The sequence below is a fragment of the Rufibacter sp. DG15C genome (assembly GCF_001577755.1).
Lineage (GTDB): Bacteria > Bacteroidota > Bacteroidia > Cytophagales > Hymenobacteraceae > Nibribacter.
In genome coordinates this window covers 97,767-117,481 of record NZ_CP010776.1, presented here as the reverse complement: position 1 = coordinate 117,481, position 19,715 = coordinate 97,767, and the positions used below count along the sequence as shown (strand labels likewise).

Annotated in this window: 21 protein-coding genes; 12 read left to right on the top strand and 9 right to left on the bottom strand. The window is 42.2% G+C overall.

What is annotated here, in order from left to right; translation table 11 throughout:
* Positions 1 to 321 precede the first annotated feature (321 nt).
* Positions 322 to 519, bottom strand: coding sequence for a helix-turn-helix domain-containing protein (locus tag TH61_RS00550; RefSeq protein WP_066504504.1), 198 nt, complete (start codon positions 517 to 519; stop codon positions 322 to 324).
* A 173-nt stretch (positions 520 to 692) separates the two neighbouring features.
* Between TH61_RS00550 and TH61_RS00545 the strand changes: the two genes are divergently transcribed.
* Entirely contained in the window at positions 693 to 992 is a 300-nt protein-coding gene (locus TH61_RS00545) for a hypothetical protein (RefSeq protein ID WP_066504501.1), read from the top strand.
* Positions 993 to 1,156: 164 nt separating this feature from the next.
* Here TH61_RS00545 and TH61_RS00540 read toward each other — a convergent pair whose 3' ends face one another.
* Both TH61_RS00540 and TH61_RS00535 read right to left on the bottom strand, forming a co-directional pair.
* Entirely contained in the window at positions 1,157 to 1,690 is a 534-nt protein-coding gene (locus tag TH61_RS00540) for a hypothetical protein (protein ID WP_157600458.1), read from the bottom strand.
* 160 nt (positions 1,691 to 1,850) lie between these two features.
* On the bottom strand, positions 1,851 to 2,552 hold the full coding sequence (locus TH61_RS00535; RefSeq protein ID WP_066504495.1) for a hypothetical protein: 702 nt from the start codon (positions 2,550 to 2,552) through the stop codon (positions 1,851 to 1,853).
* Between the two features lie 690 nt (positions 2,553 to 3,242).
* On the opposite strand from TH61_RS00535, the gene TH61_RS00525 reads away from it, so the two are divergent.
* The 4 genes from TH61_RS00525 to TH61_RS00510 all read left to right on the top strand — a co-directional run bounded on the left by TH61_RS00525 (position 3,243) and on the right by TH61_RS00510 (position 6,187).
* Complete coding sequence (locus TH61_RS00525) at positions 3,243 to 3,587, top strand: hypothetical protein (RefSeq protein WP_157600456.1); 345 nt, start codon at positions 3,243 to 3,245, stop codon at positions 3,585 to 3,587.
* A gap of 80 nt (positions 3,588 to 3,667) precedes the next feature.
* A complete protein-coding gene (locus TH61_RS00520; protein WP_066504484.1) occupies positions 3,668 to 4,522 on the top strand; it encodes a site-specific DNA-methyltransferase in 855 nt (284 codons plus the stop codon).
* 165 nt (positions 4,523 to 4,687) lie between these two features.
* Positions 4,688 to 5,314, top strand: a complete 627-nt coding sequence (locus TH61_RS00515) for a recombinase family protein (protein ID WP_066504482.1) — start codon at positions 4,688 to 4,690, stop codon at positions 5,312 to 5,314.
* A 114-nt stretch (positions 5,315 to 5,428) separates the two neighbouring features.
* Positions 5,429 to 6,187 carry a hypothetical protein gene (locus TH61_RS00510; RefSeq protein WP_066504480.1) on the top strand — a complete coding sequence of 253 codons (759 nt, stop codon included), beginning with the start codon at positions 5,429 to 5,431 and terminating at the stop codon, positions 6,185 to 6,187.
* A 112-nt stretch (positions 6,188 to 6,299) separates the two neighbouring features.
* Here the strand turns inward: TH61_RS00510 and TH61_RS00505 are convergent, their stop codons facing one another.
* From TH61_RS00505 to TH61_RS00480, 6 genes are all read right to left on the bottom strand, one after another.
* Entirely contained in the window at positions 6,300 to 6,788 is a 489-nt protein-coding gene (locus TH61_RS00505) for a tetratricopeptide repeat protein (protein WP_066504478.1), read from the bottom strand.
* 8 nt (positions 6,789 to 6,796) lie between these two features.
* Complete coding sequence (locus TH61_RS00500) at positions 6,797 to 7,246, bottom strand: hypothetical protein (protein WP_066504476.1); 450 nt, start codon at positions 7,244 to 7,246, stop codon at positions 6,797 to 6,799.
* A gap of 5 nt (positions 7,247 to 7,251) precedes the next feature.
* Positions 7,252 to 8,406 (bottom strand): hypothetical protein, encoded by a 1,155-nt coding sequence (locus tag TH61_RS00495; RefSeq protein WP_066504474.1) that lies wholly within the window; start codon positions 8,404 to 8,406, stop codon positions 7,252 to 7,254.
* A 234-nt stretch (positions 8,407 to 8,640) separates the two neighbouring features.
* Positions 8,641 to 10,104 carry an Arm DNA-binding domain-containing protein gene (locus TH61_RS00490; RefSeq protein WP_066504472.1) on the bottom strand — a complete coding sequence of 488 codons (1,464 nt, stop codon included), beginning with the start codon at positions 10,102 to 10,104 and terminating at the stop codon, positions 8,641 to 8,643.
* Between the two features lie 294 nt (positions 10,105 to 10,398).
* Complete coding sequence (locus tag TH61_RS00485) at positions 10,399 to 10,743, bottom strand: hypothetical protein (RefSeq protein WP_066504471.1); 345 nt, start codon at positions 10,741 to 10,743, stop codon at positions 10,399 to 10,401.
* A gap of 55 nt (positions 10,744 to 10,798) precedes the next feature.
* On the bottom strand, positions 10,799 to 12,040 hold the full coding sequence (locus TH61_RS00480; protein WP_071887743.1) for a PAS domain-containing protein: 1,242 nt from the start codon (positions 12,038 to 12,040) through the stop codon (positions 10,799 to 10,801).
* A gap of 315 nt (positions 12,041 to 12,355) precedes the next feature.
* On the opposite strand from TH61_RS00480, the gene TH61_RS00475 reads away from it, so the two are divergent.
* The 7 genes from TH61_RS00475 to TH61_RS00445 all read left to right on the top strand — a co-directional run bounded on the left by TH61_RS00475 (position 12,356) and on the right by TH61_RS00445 (position 19,715).
* A complete protein-coding gene (locus tag TH61_RS00475) occupies positions 12,356 to 12,763 on the top strand; it encodes a hypothetical protein (RefSeq protein ID WP_066504467.1) in 408 nt (135 codons plus the stop codon).
* A gap of 268 nt (positions 12,764 to 13,031) precedes the next feature.
* Positions 13,032 to 14,561 carry a PAS domain-containing sensor histidine kinase gene (locus tag TH61_RS00470; protein WP_231862270.1) on the top strand — a complete coding sequence of 510 codons (1,530 nt, stop codon included), beginning with the start codon at positions 13,032 to 13,034 and terminating at the stop codon, positions 14,559 to 14,561.
* An 11-nt stretch (positions 14,562 to 14,572) separates the two neighbouring features.
* Positions 14,573 to 15,022, top strand: a complete 450-nt coding sequence (locus TH61_RS00465; RefSeq protein ID WP_066504463.1) for a response regulator — start codon at positions 14,573 to 14,575, stop codon at positions 15,020 to 15,022.
* Between the two features lie 15 nt (positions 15,023 to 15,037).
* A complete protein-coding gene (locus TH61_RS00460; protein ID WP_066504460.1) occupies positions 15,038 to 16,264 on the top strand; it encodes a hybrid sensor histidine kinase/response regulator in 1,227 nt (408 codons plus the stop codon).
* Between the two features lie 2 nt (positions 16,265 to 16,266).
* Entirely contained in the window at positions 16,267 to 17,328 is a 1,062-nt protein-coding gene (locus tag TH61_RS00455; RefSeq protein WP_066504458.1) for a response regulator, read from the top strand.
* A 316-nt stretch (positions 17,329 to 17,644) separates the two neighbouring features.
* A complete protein-coding gene (hemA, locus tag TH61_RS00450) occupies positions 17,645 to 18,913 on the top strand; it encodes a glutamyl-tRNA reductase (protein ID WP_066504455.1) in 1,269 nt (422 codons plus the stop codon).
* A gap of 328 nt (positions 18,914 to 19,241) precedes the next feature.
* Entirely contained in the window at positions 19,242 to 19,715 is a 474-nt protein-coding gene (locus TH61_RS00445) for a DUF4890 domain-containing protein (protein WP_066504453.1), read from the top strand.

The window sequence follows — 19,715 nt, the reverse complement described above, 5'->3', positions numbered from 1 at the left end:
TAATTATCTTTTAATGCTTTTACCTTGCCAAGCTTATCATCTGCATTGAATTAGGCTGACACAATCACCAGTGGCTTATTATTTTCTTGTGTATTTTGTAGCCTATCTCTTTGTCGCCTTCCAGTGACACTCTGTCTTGGGAACTGGCACCTTCTGGTGTTTCAATCAACCAATTGGTTTTGCTTGTTTACTTGTCAGATTTATGCTTAATAAGCAACAAGGTTAGTACATGGTCTTTGTGCTACGAAACGTCCATTCCACACCTAAACTCGTCACAGCCTTTTCATAAGCTACTGTATAGTTCTGGTTTCTTAATCTCCATTATGATTTTTTGTTGGATACTATAAGGTCTTTAACATCAATGTCCAATGCCACAGCTATATCCATCAGCACCTCAAGCCGAGGTTGTTGCCTGTTCTGGGCATAGGAGTTGACCATGTTGTAGCTCTTGCCGATTCGCTCGGCAAGCCAGGTCTGCTTGATGCCTTTTTCGGTTAGTACTTCTTTGATTCTGTTCATTAAGTTGAATGTTGAAGTAGAGACCGAATATAGTATTAAGATTGTATAATATATCTCGTTTTTTTGGGTAGTGAGGCAGGATTATGAATTGTGTAATCTTATATGGGTTAACTATTATAGCTAAACCCATAAGCTAAGGTATATTTGCAAGAGGCACCCAAATTCCTATTTTAATGTTCAATGAGATAAACAAACCTTACAAAGATGATTTGCCTCTGATTTTGGAGCTTGGCTTGGATGAGTTCATCCTTGAAAGCAACGTTGAGTCAAACATAGGCACCGTGGACACCGAAGACTATTCCATTGACGTGTATGTGACCTGCGCACCTTCCCAGTTCTGGCGGTTTGACATATTCAACAAAGTAGAAGGAAAGAGAACCGTGATTACCACAGGTTCAGGCATGTTTACCCAATACTGGGATGTCGCAAAGATGATAGGGCAGGGATTAGTTGCTGTAAAATACTTTGAATAACATTTATATAATCCTTATTACCTGCACCTCAACTATTTTGCCGTTAGTGGGATCCGGCCTGGGCCGGATCCCATTATTCCCATGTGTCACAAGGCTGTGTCTGTTAGTATCTTTTAAGTGTACACCTATCTGCCCTGGTTTTTGAATAATTCAAGATGTACTTTTCAGAAGCAGTAATAAGTCCGAATGTCATTAAGCTTTTTTTGCCTAATGTGGTATTTGTATTCGTCTCTGAATGTTTTAGTCTCTATTATCTGTTGATTCTCCATCTCCAGTCTTAGAAAGAGTTCTTCAATGGAAAACTTAATTTCCTCTGCCATTAGAGGTTTTGAAATCTCGTCTATGTCAGAATATAAGTCCAAAAAAGGTAAATATGTGTTATAATCTAAACACAGGATGAAGGTGCTTCCCGAGGGTTTATGCATATAGTAGTTTATACAAACACTTGAACTGGTCCATTTTACATTTTCCTCCCAACCTAAAAGAAGTAATTCATCCATAGGTAATTTATATATCCTTTCACTTTCTCGGCAGTGAAGGAAATCAGTTTTGCTTGGTTCTGTGTCCTTGTAGAAAATGTGTTTCAAGTTAGCCTGCGTATAGGATTTAGAGAAAATTGGTTCTGATTCCCAAAAAGTGGTATCAAACAGTTTGGATAGGTTATTATGCTCCTCTGTAATGGTTTGTTCCTTTTTCATTATAATTATCATTAGTGTGATTATTATAGATTAGAAAAGAAGAATGTTTTGATTGTTGTTCAAAATACTTTTCCAGGCAGATATAAAACATATGGTTGTCTCATTGACAGAGGCTACGTACTGAGTTATTTAAATTGTTCTTGTTAATCCCAGATTTAGGTTAGAATAAATCAAGATAGATTTTGTCTGATGTCACTTCCATTGAAAGACCTACATCAATCACCTTAACCTCCACTCTGTAAGATCTTAAAAAGTAGTTGTCACATAAATCAGCACTGATGTCTTCATAGGTGCAGATGGTAAACTCCCTGTCATTGCAACCTTTGTCTTGAGTCTCATAGTGGTCTATTGTATCAATAAGCTTATCAACAAGGTTGTGTTCTTGCACAAGAAACCTGCATCGCATTGATACAGCCATTTCTGGATGGAATGTGATTTTATAGGTAGCCGCTGCCGTCTCGTAGTCAAAGTCATGATTTGACTGTGAAGCGTCTCGTCTTACATTCAAAGGGTTTCTGATTATGCCGTTTTTGCAGAGGGTACAGACAGGAATTTCTTTGTTTCTAAGACAGTTGCACTTGGAGTTGCGTTTGTAGAGACAGTTAAAGTATAACTCATCAGTCTGCGACATGTCTCTTATGTTGAGACTCAGGTCTATCCATTTATGCTCACCATGTAGTGTAATGGCTGCGCACCCTTGATTGGGGAAATAATCTGACACATATGTAAAATCAGCTACCAACTCCTTGGTGCCATTGGGCGAGGTGAGTTGCAATCCATAAACTTCTCTGATTGGGCAATATGTCTTAAGTAAGGTTATCCCATTGCCCTTGAAGACCACCTCGTTATTTAATACTATCATAGTTCACTTATTCATTTAAACTATATATCAGATTCATAACTGCTTAAGAAGATCTGCAGGATGTAAAGGCTGTCTTTAATATTTGCACCATGAGTGATTGAAATACCCAATGAGGCAATTACAGGAGGCGATAGTGGCTTTTTGTTTGGAAGATGGTGCGAAAAGTCGAATTGTATGAAAGTGGTTTTTATGGCTTACTGAACTTTATATATAAATAAAATATACATCAGAGGAATGACACACAGTTACAGGTTGAGCGAGCAGACAAGCTTTAGGATTCAGGAAATACAAATGATGCTTGCAAGGAAGTTGAATAAGAGAATCAGCAAAAAGCTCATAATAGACAAAGCCGTTCAGGCTTTGCAAGAAAAGATGGGGATAGTGGTCGAGGCTAAACAGGATGAAGACAAATAAGCCAGGACAGCACAAATTAAGAAGGCGCATCTATAGTTCAATCCAAATACTTTAACTGAAAGATGGTTGCTTTGAAAAAGCAAAACCTGCTGCTAAAACCACACATCATTGTGGAATTTAGCGAACTCAATTGTATATTATTTTATTTATATGTATATTTATGTCATACAATTTATTGAAATAACATACACTTTTGGATGAATATTTTGATGTCTCCCTGAGTGGTACTTTGTCTGGATAATGGTGAAAAAGCGTGACAGCGGAAAGGCGCAAAACTTGAAGAACATTGACCCGAGTGTTTATAGGTTAGTGGACACCTACAACATAAATCAGGTGTATCTGGCAGAAAGGGTTTTTGCTGACGAATGGAAAGAGGCAGGTGGCGATTCGCAGATAGAGAAAAGGCTTGTCGGGCGACTGCGCAACAAAATCATGGGTTTCGGCAGGATGCTACCAGTTGAATACAACAACTTGCTTAATGCCATATCTGAAATTGCGGATGATCTGAGGGCTACTGTCGATTCTTCAATAAGCAGGCGTAACGAGGTAAGAAAAGAAAAAATAAAGAAACTGCTGATTGATATGGATGACCAGAGCCTGGATGATCTTTTAGACTCTTAATAGTCACTTTATACAATACCTAAATCTAATAAGGCGGAAGCCTAACCTAAAATTCACAGGTAAACAAATTCATTAACATAGTGACTTTAAATACAGTTTTCATAGAGGACGCTCTTGTTACGATGAGCAGGATGAAAAAAGAGGTGGACTTGGTCTTGACCTCACCGCCTTATAACTCAAGTAGACCCAGCGCATCAGACAAGCATAACCGCAGGTACGATGTATACAAGGATTCTAAATCAGATACCGAGTACATCAAATGGACAATCAAATTATTCAAGGCTTACCACCGAATACTGAAAGCGAACGGAGTGGTATTGTACAACCTATCTTATTCCTCTGATAACCCAGCACTTATTCATTTGGTGGTAGCGGATATCATAAGAAACACTCCTTTCACCGTTGCCGACACAATAGTCTGGAAGAAGCCCAAGGCAATGCCCAACAACAAGTCAGCTAACAGGTTAACCAGGATTACAGAAACGGTCTATGTGTTCTGCCGCAAAAAAGAGCTTAAGACCTTCAAGACGAACAAGAAAGTTGTCTCATTGGACAAGAGAACAGGACAGCATAACTACGAGAACCTGTTCAACTTTATTGAGGCACCCAATAACGATTATTCAAATCAGCTTAACAAAGCCACCTTTTCTTCAGAGTTGGCGATGAAACTGCTTGATATATATGCCCCTGGACCTTTTTCAGTTGTTTTCGATTCTTTTATGGGTATGGGTACTACAGCTAAGGCTGCCCTCAGAAAAAACCTCCATTTCATAGGCTCTGAAATTTCCGCACAGCAGGTGGAGCAGTTTGAGATATATAAAGAAGGTCTGCCTAATGCTGAGAAGAGAAGATACAAGATAGAGAAGATTCTGAACAGCCTTGAATTGGACAAAGTGGTTCAGAATAAGGGTGCTACCGAGAAACTGACTATTTAAGTGATAGAAGAATTTATTTTACGGAAAAAAAGGTTAATGATAAAGCTTAGTGCTCCCAATTAATCATTACTCCTATATCGTGCTTTTATACTAATCAGGTTTAAACTTTATATTTAAAATCACTCCATATTTAGCACTTGCTATATTAGGAGTGAAAGTATTAAAATGAAAAATATGGAATCGGTTATATATACAAGGGTCAGTACTCAGGAGCAGTCAACGTTACGCCAAGTGAACGACTTGAAGAAAGTTAATAACTTCCATGTGGTAAAAATCTTCTCCGAAAAGATTTCTGGCTTTTCTAAGAAAATGGAAGATCGGCTACAGCTGCAGGCAATGTTGAGGTATGTAAAAGAAAATAAGGTTGCAGCTATCATGGTACACGAAATTTCACGCTTGGGGAGAAACACCCATGAAACACTAACCTTACTTAAGCAACTGGAAGAGCAGCGGATAAAGCTTTATATACATAACTTAAACATTACACTAAATGCAGGTATTCCTACTGATGATATTTTCTCCAAACTTATAGTCACGATTGTCTCTGACTTGGCGAGGCTTGAGTCTGAACAACTTTCAGCACGAATCAAAAGTGGCATCCAAGAACGTAAGCGTAAAGGCTTACACACTGGCAGGCTGTTCGGCACAATTGAAAGCAATAATAAATTTTTGGCTAAACATAAGGACATTCAGAAGTACATAGGGCAAGGTATGAGCTACTCGGAAATTAAAAGACTGTGTAGATGCGGGATGTCTACTATTAGTAAGGTTAAAGAGTGTATGTCAGTATAGTTTGCAACTGATTTAGGAATAGTTCTTATATTTCGTAGCAAATGAAAAGACTATCAACTACGAAATAGACATATAGTATAATTAATATAAATTTATTTTTGGCAAAATCTAATAATGATAATAATAGGTACACAAAATGAGGATTGGGATATTGAACTTGCTGAAAAAGATGATAGATTTTTCGATTCTCATACCAAAGACGAAGTTTTTGATTTTAAAACTGTCGGTGGAGAGATAATTACCTTCTATTTAGTACGCACAAGTGCTTGCTTTCCCTTCCCATCTTGTTACTTTTTTAAATGGAAAGAGCAATGGTATCAGTTAGAACCTCTCGATATTAGTAGAAATCCAAAGTACGGAGAGCTTTTCAAAGATGAAATAATAGACGTAATTGAAGGTAAGTCCTTTAAAGGTGAAATTAGCCCAAGGCTGAATAACTTAACAAAGCTTCAGTATTCAAAACTATACAGTCGATTGGGAATTGATCGAGACTTATTCTGGATTAAGATGGGATCGATAGGATATACTTTTACGAAGGAAGAAAAACAAACCATCAGAAGTTATGTTAAAGAACTGAACGAGCTACCTCTTAGAGACTTAAAGACTCTCGTAAGGAAAAAGCGAGCTACTATGTTTACAAAAGACTTTGATGATTATGGATTTCAATATGATAATTCTCAACATTTATTAGTAAATAAAAATCTTAGCCTTTGGATTCACACAAAGGATTATGAAGGGTATACGTTAGAGTATATCAATAACCGAAGCAGTCTACAAGAAATTAGAAAAAATGTAGTTTTAAGATCCAGAAACTCAGATGACCTAATAAAAGAGATTGTAAAAATAAGAGATAATAATAGCAAAGCTTCCTAATGATCGGTTTCTATTATAAATATGGACTACCAATTTGGAAGAAGGGTAAGTAAATCGCAAGCAAAGAAGACAAAATAAAAAAAGGCGGAAAGATATCCCGCCTTTTTTTATTTTAGCAATACTTGTCGATATAGAACTGCGCATCTTTATTTCCCAAGCTTTTAGCCTTTATAAACGCATCCTTTGCATTTGCTGCATTTCCATTTCGAATGCAACAAATGCCTTTGTTCATGAGCAATTCTTCATCGTTTGGATCTAATAATAATGTCATATCAATATCTCTTATGGCATCGCCCAAAAGATCTAATTCCATATTTACCTGCATGCGCAATTTCAACGCTTGTATGTTCTTGTTGTCATTTTTCACAAAACGGTCGAGATACGAAAGCGCTTGAGCATGGTTTCCCAAGTGAAAGTACCCTGCTGCCAGATTGAAATAACAGGGCTGATCCAGATAACTTATCTCATTAAGCCCTAATTCGTTTCTCAGTTGAAAATATCCAAGAATGTTTTCAACTGCTTCTTTATACTTTTCATTCGCAATATTTTCCTCCCCGCCTTTGGCAAGTAAAGATGCTCTCATCACATTAAAATCGGACATGATTATTTTTATTTTAAATATTCTATTTCAATACCTCTATCCAACATTTGGAGCCTAATCTTTTCGATGTCATTACCACTATGGAAAACCACTATTCCATAGTCAGCGAAAGAGGAGCCAGATGCATCTGATCCAAAACCACGTAATGTAGTTTTATTATCCTCAGTTTTAATAATCTTCATTTGTTTAGGAGCCATCTGGACATTGTTCCCCCAATCTGGATGATTACCATCCATGTTGTAAATGGTAATTGTGTATCCATCACCACCCTGAATATTAGGCTCTATTTTCACGCCTCTTTTACACCCTACATGGCGTCCACTACTATCCGTAGCAGGTGTAATGACCTCATGACCATTCTCATATCTAATGTGGCTTGTTGAAGGAAACATTACTTTCTGCAACCTGCCATATGGCGAAGTAATTGGTTCAGATTTCAAGAAATCGAAAATCCCCATAATTTTTAATTTATTTGATTGGAATATAATAATGCATTTTGTGCCTTAAGAATCTTGTTGGTGATAATGCCATTGTTTTGCTCGCCCTCTCGCTCATTCAGCAACATTAATTCATGTGGAGAAGACGCAAGACCATACTGTTTTAATAGTTCCAAAAAGGAAGGGTCTTCTTTTTGAATTATCATTTGTTCGTATGAATACCTGTTTTTTTTGAGCTCGTGTTTTAAGAAGGAGTGTCTGTTTAGTTGCCAAAGCAAATATTCTTCGAAAGATGTTTCTTCATCTGAAGCGGAACCATATTCAATAATTAAGCCGTCCTTTTGATATGTTTCCAAAACTTGAATAAAGCATGTGTCGCCTACCTTTGCGTTTGCACTGACCTTTTGCACCTCAGGTATTATGATTGTCATCGGGTAAAAAGATTCATCCACAACTTTCAATGACATCAAGCGTGATTTCATTAGGTATGGTTTAAAACACCCGAACACCCTGCTATATGGAGAAGAATAATAATCTGGAATGTGCTTAAATGCACTGTGAATGGGCGATGCCAAGCACTCGGAATAGTAACCAAGCAAGTTGCCAGAGGCATCATATTCAGCAACCAATGGCTTTAGCTGATCCCAGTAATAGTCTCCAATGGTAAGGAAATCTGCTTTCTTCTTAATTTTTGATTTGTCAAAATTAGCATCCGACCAGGTATGCCTTCTTGGTACCACTATGGTTTCATAACCATTTTCATTAAAATCTATTACCAGACGTAGCACATGCTCGATCGGAGCAGTAGCGAGTGTAAGCTCATAACCTGAAAGCGATAACCTTTTCGTTAATCGATCTACATAAAATAGTAATGCTCTCTGATATATCTGGTTTTCTTTCCAGCTATCTAACGATAACTTATTTTCTCTGCTGTATTGAACTTGACCTATCAGGTTTTCTGGGTAATTGGTACTCTTGAGATAACGCTCAATATAATTATATGCATTTTCTCTCTTAGCGCTCATGCAGAATTCTGCTTCATTGAGTCCGTTCTTTACCTCCTGTTTTCTTAGGCTATCGAAGATTTCACTCAACTCATAGACAGACATCCATTTATCATCAAAAAATATTCGGCTTGTCTTTCTATTGATCAAATCTTGAATGCTTTGAGATAATAGCATATTTTAAGCAGAATAGCAGGTCGTGAAATACTTTACAATATAAAAAAAATAATATATAGATAATGTTTGTTTATCATCATGTCGGATAAAAATCTAAATGTAATAATGGGAAGGATGCATTATTCTGGCACTGAAATGAGGATAGGTAAAATAGACTTTTTTGAATTGCGGTAAATGTCATGACGGATTATGCATGAATGAAGAGAGGGTAGTTGATGGCTACCCTCTCTTCATTCATGCATTCTTATAAGAATATAATTTTGCTCTTACATCTGATAGTAACTTTTCTGGCGACTTGTCTTTATAGCGCTGTAATTCCTTCATAGATGAACTTCCTAACATTTGCATAATACCATCATCACCAAGAATAGCTGCCCATTTGTTGATAAATCCTTTCCTGCAACTGTGCGAAGAAAAGAGCTTATACATTGGGGCTTTAAACTTTACTGGAGAATGGAATTTATATCTAACGTATGATACCTCTTCTTGATAAAGCTCATAGCGTTCAAAAAAATCCTTCATTAGGTCTTTCATCATTCGGTTGAATGTTGCCTCAGCGTAATGATTCATATTAAACTTATACCTTTTGAGAATTTCTTCGATGCGTTCATCTAACTCAAATGGAATCATATAGGGTTTTATCTTCTTGCCTGCTTTCAGTTTATACTGTTTTTTAGGATATCCCATCAAATAACCCTGTTTAACAGTCCAGTTAGAAGCTTTGACATCTGAGTACCTGAATCCGCATAAATTTTGAAACACTATAGTATCAATCAGCTTCTTTTTAGCAGGTGTAATACCAGGCAACTCTCTATACTCATGGTATAGCTTATTTAAATCTGCTACTGTCAGATACACAACAGGTGGTTCATCTTCCAGCCTTTCCCACTTTTTATAGGCTTGATTGACCACAACATTATATTGTACCTGCACATAGTTCAGAAAAGTCTTGAAACGATTCACGGCAGTACCTAATGTACTGTTGTAGTAATCCTTCACATAAAGCAAGTACTCTGCATAGGCGGTATAAAAAGCGTCATTCATTTCAGAGAAAATGAGAGGAGTCTTAGTCTCTTTGCTGAACTCTAAAACGATGTTAACCCAAGATTGAATTTGGTCTTTTTGTTTGTTATCTTTTTTGATATAGTCCTCTTGCTTCTTGTCGAACTTGTTAGGGTAATCCTTGAGGTACTTTATGAACTGCTCTTGCTCTTCTATATTCTCATAGAGTCCTTTGCCTTTGAACTCCTGTAGCTTCTTGTTTACGTTCTTCAAACCCTCTAAATGCTTTTGCTTCTCTTCTACTGCATCGGTGAAGTCAAAGTGTGTTATAACATCACTTATCTTAGCATTAAGCTTTTCTTTTTTAAACTTCTGAGCAGACTCTTCTTCCTCTCGCTTGACTTCTTCTAACCTGATATAATATCCTTCCTTTACAGACTCTCTAACAGGCTCCGAAAGGCAGTTTGCTACATAGGCTATAACCTTCTCTATCTTTCTTATGTGATCGTTTATATCGACTGCGTTAGGCTTGCTTGGTATCATCATTCCCTTCTTGGCGTCAAAGTGGGAAGGCGGTACTGATACGCCTACTGGTATAAGTATTTTCTTCCTATCGTAAGTATACTGTACTGATAGGGGTGCTAACCCTTTGGTGTTGATCTTCTGAATGATAGCTTTTATGGTATAAGTTTTCACTGGTTGTTATGTTTACGTCACAAATGTAGGTGAATGAGTTTGCAATTTACGTAACATCTACGGCACATGAAGATAAAAACCCTGTTCAGGCTGAGATAAAAGGGTATAAGAATAAGATGTGAATCCCAGCGGGATCACGGTTAGTTTGAAAAAGCCTCTTCACAATAATGTGGAGAGGCTTTTTTGTTTGCACCTAATGCAAACACTTCTAGAATCATAGACCCAATAAACCAAGAGAGGCTGCCTAATTTTAATTAGGCAGCCTCTCTTGGTTTAAAATGATCTGAAATTGATTTAAGCGTACCGCTCTTCCAGCGCAGAAAGGGTACTTAGGAATTTCTCAGAGATTTCATTCAATTCCTCCAGGCCTTCATGGGCCTGGTCAATTTGGTCGCTTTGGTACTTCTTTATCAACGCATCGGCCAGCACAGAAAAGGATTTGTGCAATCTGTTGAGCTGTTGCATCTCGGGCTCGTTCAAGTAGGAGACGCCTGTTGAGTTGAACCACTGGGTGACGGGGTTGCCATGCTGGAAAAAGCCACTGTCATAGCTTCCGCCATAAATAGCGGTCCGCACCTTTGATTTAAAAAAGATGTGTTTGACCCTGAGCTGCTGAAAATCTAGTTTAGCTAACTCCATAGGGTTGGGTATGAACGGATGCGTGATGGTATAGACACCTACTTGCTGCTTTTAATTATGAGGATTTCTTCCCTGCTTCCGCTAGATCATACCCGCACACCATGATGCCGGTGATTTTCTGCTGCTCATCATAGATGGCCTGGTAGATGAAGGTGAGTTGCAGTTCTTCTGGTTGGCCGTTGTTGTAACGGTCCAGCATCACAGAGATGCCTTCGGCCACAAAATCCTTCCCTGTGGTGTACACCTCGTCCAGAATCTTCACAAAGCCCTGCTCGGCCACTTCTGGCAAAGCCTCAGCCACAGATTTTCCTAACAGGTCCTTGTTGGGCATTAAGCTTTGGTATTTCTCATTGATCAACTCATACCGGTGCTCAGGCCCCCTTAGAATGCAGAAGAACACGGGTGCTTTCATGATCAAGCGCTCCAATATTCTGCGCTCTGCCTCGGTCTTGCTATAGGCAGACTGTACCTGGTCAGAGAGAAGGACCATTTGCTCATGAGACTGCTCCAACTCCAACACCAATTGGCGGGTCTCATGGATGTCTACTGAGCTTCCTACCCAGAGTAATATCTCATTCTGCTCATCCCGCATGGGAATGCTGCGCGTTAGGAACCAGCGGTAAGCGCCCCGGCTGTTTTTTATCCTGACCTCTGCCTGGAACTCGGTGCCGTTTTGTTGGGCTGTGGCGGTTTTCTCCTGGAATTTAGGTAAATCCTCTGGGTGAATGAATTCTTGCCAGTTGCCTTTTTCTATAACGTCTAAAGTGGTGCCTGTATAGCTGTACCAGCGTTGGTTAAAGAAGGTAGCCTTGCCTTGCGTGTCTGTGGTATAAATGAGCTGTGGCAGCGCATCCATGATAAACTTGTACTTGAACTCCTCTAACTCAGCAGCTTTTTTGGCGCGCTCGCGTTGGGTCACATCACTGGTTTTCTGGATAAGGTATTCTACATTCCCATTTGCGTCTAATACAGGCTTGTGAACGGCCTCCCAGTACCGCACCTCAAAACCGCCGCCTTTGGTTTCTGGCTTTGGAATGTCATACCGAATGGTTGGTAAGAAGTCGGGGGCTTTGGTATCACGGGCCCTCAGTAACGAGTCAAGCACCAGTTTCCGGTTCATAGACTCAAGCTCTGTGGGATTGTCTGGGAACATAGAGAGAAAGACTTTCCCGACAAGCTCCTCTCTGGTGGTCATGGTTGCTTTAAGATAGTCATCTGTAGCATCCAATACTGTTAGGTCTGGTGATAGAAAAACAACCGTGTCTGGTAGGTTGACCAAAAGCTTATAAGAATCCATTGTAGAATAATATAATGCAGGTAGAATGAGTGTACAGGCTTTTTTTAACTCGATTCAAATGTAACTTGAAATGGTAAGAAATGTTTTGCACACGCTAGATTCCAGAAAAATATTTTGTAGGCCAGGTGAATAGAGCGGTACGCTGAAAATCAGATGGCCTTATTAGATAACTCAATGGGGGAAGATGATATTGAGGAAGGCTATCAAGGGGAGTATCTCCAAATTTAGAGTAGCTTTACATAGCATAAATTCAATATTTGATTGAAGAGACATATGCCAAAAGTGAGAGTATGGAGACCTATACTGTAAAGCAAGATGATAGAAATTGAAGACACTTTCCATTTGCATTTCCCTTGGATGATTCTTGCGTCATTGGCTTTGTTCCATTGGGTCATCTGGCTGACTTTAGGGCAAAGAGACTACAGACGTAAGTTTCAATTGATTTTTGTCCTGTCCCTGTTGGTAGTGGTGGTAGGCATGCTATTTGGAAAGTACGGGGCTAACTTCGGCTTACCTTGGTGGATTTATTACCCTGTACCCATGCTGATGAACGTGCTGCTGCCACCTCTTCTCTTAAAGATGAACAGCCGTAAAACAGTGTCATACCTTATTCTGGGTTTTCTATCTGCCCCCATGATACACTTCTTTTTCTCCTTCTTTCTCAACTGGACAGAGTATATGCCATTTTGGGAGATTCCCTATTATAAGGCTATGCTTACTTAAGGCCAGGCGCCAATAAAGGTGTTTTGCTAAACCCTTTTCTATTGGGATTTTGGAGGCAGGGATTTGATGCTGAAAAAGAATAGCCTTGTTACAACCAGAACGGGCAGGAGTTTTTCGTTTTTGGCCTCTTTTCCAGAAAACAGGCCAAAAAAGCCTTCCTTGTCAAAATCCGTATAGCCATTACCAGTTGGCTATGGTGAATTGGTATTGGCACCTTACCTGAATGTTTCTACTTTTATAGAAATTCATTGCCTTGGAAGAAACGCATTTGACTCCCTCTCATAACCCAGATGACCAAGCTCGGTTGCAGGCCATCATTGACGCCGCCATTGACGGTATCATCACCATAAACACCCGGGGCCGCATAGAATCCGTGAATCCGGCGGTGTCTACCATCTTCGGGTACCAGCCCGAGGAGATGATTGGCAACAACATCAGCATGCTCATGCCCGAGCCCGACCACAGTGCGCATGACCAGTACATTGAAAATTACAAGCGCACGGGGCAACGCAAAATCATTGGCATAGGTAGGGAGGTCAAAGGCCTCAAGAAGGACGGCACCGTGTTTCCGTTTCTGCTGAGCATCAGTGAGGTGAAACTACAGGACAGAATCATCTTCACGGGTATAATCCATGACATCTCCCAGCAGAAAAAGGCCGAAGACGCTCGCTTGGAGAGTGAAAACAAGATCAACTCCATTATACAAGTAGCGGTAGACGGCATCCTCACCATAGACATGCACGGCATCATTGAGATGGTGAACCCCGCGGCGGCGCGGCTGTTTGGCTACCAGGAAGAGGAACTGTTGGGCTGCAACATCAGCATGCTCATGCCCGAGCCCGACCATAGCGCCCACGACGGCTACATGGAGAATTACCATAGAACCGGCAAACGCAAAATCATTGGCATTGGCCGCGAGGTTTCGGGCTTAAAAAAAGACGGCACCGTTTTCCCGCTGTTTCTGAGCATCAGTGAGGTGCAACTAGCCGACCGCAAGGTGTACACAGGCTTTATCCATGACATCACCCAGCAAAAGATAAGCGAAGAAAGATTACGCCGCTACGCCGCAGAACTGGAGCGTAGTAACCGCGAGCTGCAGGATTTTGCCTACGTGTCTTCACATGACTTGCAGGAGCCGCTGCGCAAGATTCAAGCGTTTGGGGACAGGCTCAAGTCCAAAGAGAAAGGCAATCTGAGTGAGCAGGGGCAGGACTATGTGGACCGCATGCTCAATGCCGCAGTGCGCATGCAGAACCTCATCAATGACTTGCTTACCTTTTCTAGGGTCACCACCAAATCCAAGGGTTTTGAGAAAGTAAGCTTGGATGCCATTCTTTCTGAGGTACTCTCTGACTTGGAAATCACCATTGAAAAAACCGATGCCCAGATTGAGCGTTTCCCCTTGCCGGTGATTGAAGCAGAGCCTACCCAGATGCGCCAGCTCTTTCAGAACCTCATTAGCAACGCCATCAAGTTCAGGAAGGACAATGAGAAGCCCATCATCAGGATCTCTTCTTCTAGCCTGCAACGTACTGCGCATTTAACCTCTACGCCCGGCGACGAGGTGGTAGAGATTGTAGTAGAGGACAATGGCATTGGCTTTGAAGAAAAGTACCTTGACCGGATTTTTAATATCTTTCAGCGCCTGGAAGGCCATAAGTACGAAGGCTCAGGCGTTGGGCTGGCCATTTGCCGTAAAATAGCCATTCGGCACGGCGGCGACATCACGGCCAGAAGCCAGCCGGGCAAAGGCACCCAGTTTATCATTACGCTGGCCAAGAAACACTTACAGGAATAAACCCGCACGTTATGTCACATAGTAAAAGACCCATAGTAATTCTTATTGCTGAGGACGACGCCGAAGACCGCATGCTGGTCAAAGAAGCGTTGGATGAAAGCCGCCTCATGAACAACATCCAGTTTGTAGAGAACGGCGAAGAATTAATGGATTATCTGCATAACCAAGGCAGGTTCTCAGATAAGAATGAGTACCCCACGCCGGGCCTCATCTTGCTGGATTTGAACATGCCTAAAAAAGACGGCCGCGAGGCGCTTAAGGAAATTAAGTCTGATGAGCATCTGCGCGTGATACCCGTGGTGGTCTTGACAACCTCCAAAGCCGAGGAAGACGTGCTGCGTACCTATGACCTGGGCGTAAGTTCTTTTATTACCAAGCCGGTAACCTTTGCCGGTCTGGTAGACGTCATGCAGACCTTGAGCAAATACTGGTTCCAGATTGTAGAACTGCCCAAAGCCTAACCAGCCGTTTTCTGCATGCAAGACAAAACCAGAATCCTGTTGGTAGATGATGATGAAGATGACTACATCATTACCCGAGACATCATAGAAGACATTCCGGGTAGGCATTACACCTTGGACTGGACCGGTTCTTTCCAAGAAGCGCTGGCGCTGGTTAAGGAGAACAAGTATGACGTGTACCTGGTGGATTTCTTTCTGGGCGCGCATGACGGTCTGGAACTCATCACCAAAGCCGTAGAGGAAGGCTGCACCGCGCCGTTTATTTTGCTCACCGGCCAGACAGACCGCGAGACAGATGAGAAGGCCATGCGGGCGGGCGCCTCAGATTACCTGGTGAAAGGCACCTTCAATCCCTTTGATCTGGAACGGTCCATTAGGTACAGCCTGGAGCATGCCAAGAACTTGGAGGAAATCCAGAAACTCAACTCAGAGCTAGAAGAAAGGGTAGAGGCACGTACGCAGGAATTAGCAGAAGCCATCCAAAAACTGGAGAACACCAACCGCATCCTGCATGAGGCCCAGGCAGACATCCAGAAGGCCCTGCAAAAGGAAAAGGAGCTGAATGAGTTGAAGTCCAGGTTTGTGACCACGGCTTCGCATGAGTTCAGGACGCCTTTGAGTACGGTGTTGTCTTCCGCGTCCTTGATCGGCAAATACAAGAACACGGAGGATGATGACAAGCGCCAGAAGCACGTAGACCGCATCAAGTCTGCCGTGCAGAACCTCACCACCATCCTCAACGATTTCCTTTCCATGAGCCGCATTGAGGAAGGCAAAGTTCATAACCTGCCTAGCACCTTTGACTTGGTAGAATTCTCACAGGAGGCCGTAGAAGACATGCAAGGGCTTTTGAAGCCAGGCCAGCAGATACAATATCAGCATACCGGTGACCAAACGGTGGTGCACCTAGACAAGCAATTGCTTAAGAACATTCTGCTCAATTTGCTTTCCAACGGAAGTAAATATTCTGGCGAGGGCAAGCCCATTTTGTTCACTACAGACGTGACTGGCTCCCAAGTGACCATTACGGTTGAGGACAAGGGCATTGGCATACCCAAAGCCGATCAGGTGCATTTGTTTACGCCGTTTTTTAGGGCGCAGAATGCTACCAACATACAAGGCACCGGCCTGGGTCTGAACATTGTTAAGCGCTACGTAGAGGTAATGGACGGTACCATGGATTATGAAAGTGAACTGAACCAAGGCTCCCGTTTTTCGCTTATTTTCCCCAAATCAGCCTAAAAATGAAAAAGATACTGCTCATAGAAGACAACCAGGAAATTAGAGAAAACACCGCCGAGATTCTCTCTCTGGCCAACTACCAGGTGTTTGAGGCGGAAAACGGAAAAATAGGCGTAGAGCTGGCCCGTCAGGAAAAGCCAGACTTGATCATCTGTGACATCATGATGCCGCAACTAGACGGTTACGGCGTGCTGCACATGCTGAGCAAGAACCCAGAAACGTCCAGCATTCCCTTTGTCTTCTTGACGGCCAAGTCTGAGAAAGAGGACTTCAGGAAAGGCATGAACCTGGGAGCTGATGATTACCTCACCAAACCCTTTGACGACCTGGAACTGCTGGATGCCGTAGAGATGCGCCTCAAGAAAAGCGAAATCCTGCGCACAGATTTCCAGAAGACCGCCCAAGGCCTGGAGCAGTTTGTAGAAGAGGCCAAAGGCTTTGAGGAGCTTAACAACCTCATCTCAGACAAGCGCCGCGTCACGCTCTTTAAAAAGAAGAACAACCTGTTTCTGGAAGGCAGTTACCCTAACTCATTGTTCTTCCTGAACAAAGGCAAGGTGAAAGGCTACAAGTCCAACGAGGAAGGCCGCGAGTACATCACCAACCTCTACAAAGACGGCGATTTTATAGGCTACCTGGATTTGCTGGAAGACAGCACCTACCGCGAGTCTGCCATGGCGCTGGAGGATTCTGAAGTGTACGTGATTCCCAAGGAAGACTTCTTTGCCTTGCTGCACCAGAACCGCGATGTGGCCAACAAGTTTATCAAAATCCTCTCTGATAACCTGGCCGACCGCGAAGACCGTCTCTTAAAACTGGCTTACAATTCGGTGCGCAAACGCGTGGCAGAGGCCTTACTCCTAGTAGAGAAACAGTACCAACAGGAAGTAGAAGGCAAAACCGAAATCATCATCTCTAGAGAAGACTTAGCCAGCATTGTGGGCGCCTCTAAAGAAACCGTCATCCGTACTCTGGCAGACTTCAAAGACGAAAAACTAATTGATACCCGCGGTAGTAAAATCATCCTCCTCAACCTGGAGAAGTTAAGCCGCATGCGGAATTAGAGTTTGCCAGACACAAGACATAGGACACAAGATGTAAGACTTGATTTTGCATTTTGTGTCTTTTTCATTTAAAAAGCTAATTGGTACTTTCCTCGCCGCCCTTGTTGGTGTTATCACTTACAAGCCCAATAGCCCAACCCCAACGCAAATCTGCCTAACTGCATCCTCCTTTTTTGGCCTATTTCTCAGGAAACAATCCAAAAACGGCCTGCCCGCTTTCGTTTAAAACTGAGGCATTCCAGCTATACAAATGACCAATGTCATGTTTTCAGGAGGTTAGCTAAGGTACTTTTGTAGTGTAATCTGAGAGAAAGCAATGCAAAGCACCTTAAAAGTCCTGACGTTATCTTATAATCAAGCCCCCATAGCGGTAAGAGAAGCTGTGTCTTTAAATGAGATTGCCAGCAAGAACCTGTTGGACAAGATCAAAGATTTCACGGCCATCCAAGAGGCCATGGTGCTCTCAACCTGCAACCGCACCGAGGTGTATTATACCGCAGACCAGGACTACTCTACAGAACTTATCAAGCTGATTGCCCTAGAGCGCGGCTTCATAGCCACCAAAGAAGTAGCGCCGTATTTCATTTCCATCACCAATCATGACGCTGCCGTTAAGCACCTGTTCAACGTGGGCTTAGGCTTAGAGTCACAAGTGGTAGGCGATATGCAAATCATGAATCAGGTGAAGAATGCCTACCAGTGGGCAGCAGACGCCAACATGGCTGGTCCTTTCCTGCACCGCTTGCTCCATACCATCTTCTTTACCAACAAGCGCGTGTGCAATGAGACCGCGTTTAGAGACGGCGCCGCCTCTGTATCCTATGCCACAGTAGAACTGGTTGAAGAACTGACCAAGGATTTAGTAAACCCAAGAGTGTTGATGATTGGGGTAGGGGACATTGGCGCGAACGTGTGTGACAACTTCCAGAAGTCTGATGTAGAGAACATCATCATTGCCAACCGGACTCATAGAAAAGCGGTAGACCTGGCCACTAAATGCAACGCCACCGCTGTGTACTGGGAAAACGTTTGGCAAGAGATTGCCTTAGCTGACGTGGTTATTTCTTCGGTGCCCGGTGATTGCTTTTTCATTAGCAAGGAAGTGGTAGAGCAGCAAGGCGTTTTGAACCAGAAGTTCTTCGTGGACTTGTCTATGCCCCGTAGCATTGACGCCGCGCTAGAGGAACTGAATGGCGTGGAAGTCTACAACATTGACACCATCAAAAACCGCGCGACAGAGGCGCTTGAAATCAGATTAGCCGCTATCCCAGCAGTAAATCAAATTGTGGCGGAGAGCATGGACGAGTTCAAGACCTGGACCAAAGAAATGGCCATGTCCCCAGCTTTGCAACAGTTCAAGAACCGTCTGGAGGAAATCAGACAGCGCGAATTGGCCCGTTACGTCAAGAACCTAAACGCCAATGAGAAGGAGATGGTAGAGACCATCACCAAGAACATCTTGAACAAAATTGTAAAGATGCCAGCCCTAGAGCTAAAAGCCGCCTGCCAACGCGGCGAATCTGAAGCTTTGCTAGAAGGCTTAAGCGCTCTGTTTCAACTAGAGCCAGCTACCATTTCAGCGTAAAAGTGTAAAAGCGATTCTCTTTTTAAGAGCGCATAATCCATAGACGCATCTTGTTAAGCACTCCTTCTTTCCAGAGGGAGTGCTTTTATTTTCGCCCCTCATTTATAGATTATAAAACAAGTAAGTGTTTTAAAATTAAATGATTACGGTTGGCTCATGGGCGGTTGTTGTGGGAGGATAATATAATTATTAAAAAATAGTTAATCATTTAACTGATGATTTTCGGTTTTGGCATAGGGTTTGAATATAGACAGTCAACCAAGCGGTTTAAGATCTTACCGCTTAAGGAAGAATTTTAAATAAGAAACTAACCCCTAAGTAAACTAAGATGAAGAAGTTGATTTTAATGCTCTCCATGGGAGTGCTGTTTGCCGGAACCTCGTTTGCTCAAGATGCCCCACAAAAAGTAAGAAAAGAACGTTCAGAGCAGCGTGTACGCAAGGATGGTCAAGAAAGAGTGCGTATTTCTCCAGAAGAAAGAGCTGCTAAGCGCACCCAGATGATGACCAAGAAATATGACTTGAATAAGTCGCAGCAAGCCAAATTGCAGGCCCTGTTCCTGAAGCAGTCCAATGAGATGGCCGCCCAGCGGAGCAACCGCCTAGAAGCCACTCAGAAAGACCCTGCCCAACGCCAAGCCAGAAAAGCCAAGCAAGAGCAGTACAACGCTGAGATCAAACGCATCTTGACTAAAAAGCAGTACGCCCAGTTTGAGGCCGACCGCAAAGAGATGAAAGAAAAGCATGCTGCTAAAAAAGGTCAACGCCCAGGCAGAGGCCAGAGACAATTGCAGAAAAGCTAA

Bases quoted from the DNA above. Each gene is read 5' to 3' on its own strand.
- TH61_RS00550 (WP_066504504.1), bottom strand. From the start codon at position 519: ATGAACAGAATCAAAGAAGTACTAACCGAAAAAGGCATCAAGCAGACC.
- TH61_RS00545 (WP_066504501.1), top strand. From the start codon at position 693: ATGTTCAATGAGATAAACAAACCTTACAAAGATGATTTGCCTCTGATT.
- TH61_RS00540 (WP_157600458.1), bottom strand. From the start codon at position 1,690: ATGAAAAAGGAACAAACCATTACAGAGGAGCATAATAACCTATCCAAA.
- TH61_RS00535 (WP_066504495.1), bottom strand. From the start codon at position 2,552: ATGATAGTATTAAATAACGAGGTGGTCTTCAAGGGCAATGGGATAACC.
- TH61_RS00515 (WP_066504482.1), top strand. From the start codon at position 4,688: ATGAAAAATATGGAATCGGTTATATATACAAGGGTCAGTACTCAGGAG.
- TH61_RS00510 (WP_066504480.1), top strand. From the start codon at position 5,429: ATGATAATAATAGGTACACAAAATGAGGATTGGGATATTGAACTTGCT.
- TH61_RS00505 (WP_066504478.1), bottom strand. From the start codon at position 6,788: ATGTCCGATTTTAATGTGATGAGAGCATCTTTACTTGCCAAAGGCGGG.
- TH61_RS00500 (WP_066504476.1), bottom strand. From the start codon at position 7,246: ATGGGGATTTTCGATTTCTTGAAATCTGAACCAATTACTTCGCCATAT.
- TH61_RS00495 (WP_066504474.1), bottom strand. From the start codon at position 8,406: ATGCTATTATCTCAAAGCATTCAAGATTTGATCAATAGAAAGACAAGC.
- TH61_RS00485 (WP_066504471.1), bottom strand. From the start codon at position 10,743: ATGGAGTTAGCTAAACTAGATTTTCAGCAGCTCAGGGTCAAACACATC.
- TH61_RS00480 (WP_071887743.1), bottom strand. From the start codon at position 12,040: ATGGATTCTTATAAGCTTTTGGTCAACCTACCAGACACGGTTGTTTTT.
- TH61_RS00475 (WP_066504467.1), top strand. From the start codon at position 12,356: ATGATAGAAATTGAAGACACTTTCCATTTGCATTTCCCTTGGATGATT.
- TH61_RS00465 (WP_066504463.1), top strand. From the start codon at position 14,573: ATGTCACATAGTAAAAGACCCATAGTAATTCTTATTGCTGAGGACGAC.
- TH61_RS00460 (WP_066504460.1), top strand. From the start codon at position 15,038: ATGCAAGACAAAACCAGAATCCTGTTGGTAGATGATGATGAAGATGAC.
- TH61_RS00455 (WP_066504458.1), top strand. From the start codon at position 16,267: ATGAAAAAGATACTGCTCATAGAAGACAACCAGGAAATTAGAGAAAAC.
- hemA (WP_066504455.1), top strand. From the start codon at position 17,645: ATGCAAAGCACCTTAAAAGTCCTGACGTTATCTTATAATCAAGCCCCC.
- TH61_RS00445 (WP_066504453.1), top strand. From the start codon at position 19,242: ATGAAGAAGTTGATTTTAATGCTCTCCATGGGAGTGCTGTTTGCCGGA.